Raw genomic sequence first — 1,865 nt, forward strand, 5'->3', positions numbered from 1 at the left:
CCCCGCCCTTCGGGCACCCCTCCGAGGAGGGGATGATTTACTTGACGGCCCCGAAGGTGAGACCTCGGACCAGCTGCCGCTGGCTGACCCAGCCGAAGATCAGGATGGGCGCGATCGCAAGCGTCGAAGCGGCAGATAACTTGGCCCAAAACAAACCCTGCGGGCTAGAGAATGACGCAATGAAGGCCGTCAGTGGCGCGGCGTCAAACGTCGTCAAATTCAGGCTCCAGAAAGCTTCATTCCAGGACAGAATGATCGACAGCAGCGCCGTGGAGGCAATTCCCGGCAGGGCCAGGGGCAGCAGCACGTGCCGCAGTTCCTGGAACGTGGACGCGCCATCCATGCGATCGGCCTCCAGAATTTCCTTGGGCACTTCTTTGAAGAAGCTGTAGGTCATCCACACCACAATCGGCAGGTTGATCAGCGTGTAGATGATGATCAACCCAATGCGGGTGTCGAGCAGCCCCGTTTCCCGCGCCAGGATGTAGATCGGCACCAGTACGCCAACCGCAGGTAGCATTTTGGTGGAAAGCATCCACAGCAGCGTGCCCTTGGTGCCCTTGGTCGGGAAAAACGACATCGCATAAGCCGCCGGAATCGCCAGCAGCAGCGCTAGAATCGTCGCCCCCAGGGAAATCACTACGCTATTCCAGGCAAACGTGAAATAAGACGCTCGGGCCTGAATGGCAACGTAGTTCTCAAGCGTTGGCTGAAAGAAGAGCTGAGGCGGAGTGGCCACCGCCGCCACCTCGGTTTTAAAGCTGGTGATGAACATCCAGAAAATGGGGAAGAACAGCAGGCAGGCCACCAGCCAGCCCAGCAGCGTGATCCACCAGCGAGTAGAGGTATTACTTGCCATATCAGGTGTCCAAATTACGAGCAACACTGCGCATCAGGAAAATCGCCACGATGTTGGCCAGCACGACGGCAATCAGACCGCCCGCCGACGCACCGCCCACGTCGAACTCCAGCAGCGCTTTCAGGTAGATGTAGTAGGCCAGGTTAGTGGTGGCGAGACCCGGACCGCCCCCGGTGGTGACGAAAATTTCCGCAAAAATGGTCAAGAAAAAGATGGTCTCGATCATGGCGACCACGGCGATCGCGCGGTTCAGGTGGGGCAGCACCACAAAGCGAAATAGCTGCGTGGCGCTAGCGCCATCCATCCGAGCCGCTTCCATCTGGTCGGCATCCAGCGACTGAATCGCCGTCAGCAAAATCAGCAGGGCAAAGGGCATCCACTCCCACGACACGATAATGATGATCGCCAGCAGCGGAAAGTCGGCAAACCAGTCAATCGCCCCCAGGCCCAACCCCCGCGTGATCTGGGCAAACAGCCCGTTCACCGGATGCATCAGCATGTTTTTCCAGATCAGGGCGCTGACCGTGGGCATGACAAAAAACGGTGAAATTGCCAGCACCCGCGCTATGCCCCGACCGGGAAACTCCTGGTTAAAGAGCACCGCACACAATGTGCCAAGGCCAATCGTAATCATCAGCACCGACACCACCAGCACCAGCGTGATGCCGATGGAAATCCACAGCGCCGGGTCAGTGAGAATGTAGGCAAAGTTGGCAAAGCCAACAAATTCCCGATTGTCGGGCAGCAGCAGGTTGTAGCGCTGGAAGGCAAACCAAATCGCCATTGCCAGCGGTACCACCATCCAGAGCACCAGGGCGATGACCGATGGCGCGACCAGCAGTCGGGCTGGAATGCGCTGGTGCGATCGCGCCCGTGTTTTGGGTGGCGGTGAATGGGAAGGAGTTGCGATAGAGGAAGTCATAGGAGGGGAAAGGGTGAAGGGTGGAGGGGTAGGGGGCGTTAGAGCGTTGGAACGTTAGAGCGTTGGAACGTTAGAACGTAGCTA

2 protein-coding genes are annotated in these 1,865 nt (G+C 58.3%); both read right to left on the reverse strand.

Features of this window, described 5'->3' with window-relative positions; all coding sequences use genetic code 11:
• Window positions 1-37 precede the first annotated feature (37 nt).
• On the reverse strand, window positions 38-859 hold the full coding sequence (locus IQ273_RS32935) for a carbohydrate ABC transporter permease (protein ID WP_194027277.1): 822 nt from the start codon (window positions 857-859) through the stop codon (window positions 38-40).
• A 1-nt stretch (window position 860) separates the two neighbouring features.
• Complete coding sequence (locus tag IQ273_RS32940) at window positions 861-1,781, reverse strand: carbohydrate ABC transporter permease (RefSeq protein WP_194027278.1); 921 nt, start codon at window positions 1,779-1,781, stop codon at window positions 861-863.
• Between the last annotated feature and the right edge of the window lie 84 nt (window positions 1,782-1,865).

This window comes from Nodosilinea sp. LEGE 07298 (genome assembly GCF_015207265.1).
Lineage (GTDB): Bacteria > Cyanobacteriota > Cyanobacteriia > Phormidesmidales > Phormidesmidaceae > Nodosilinea.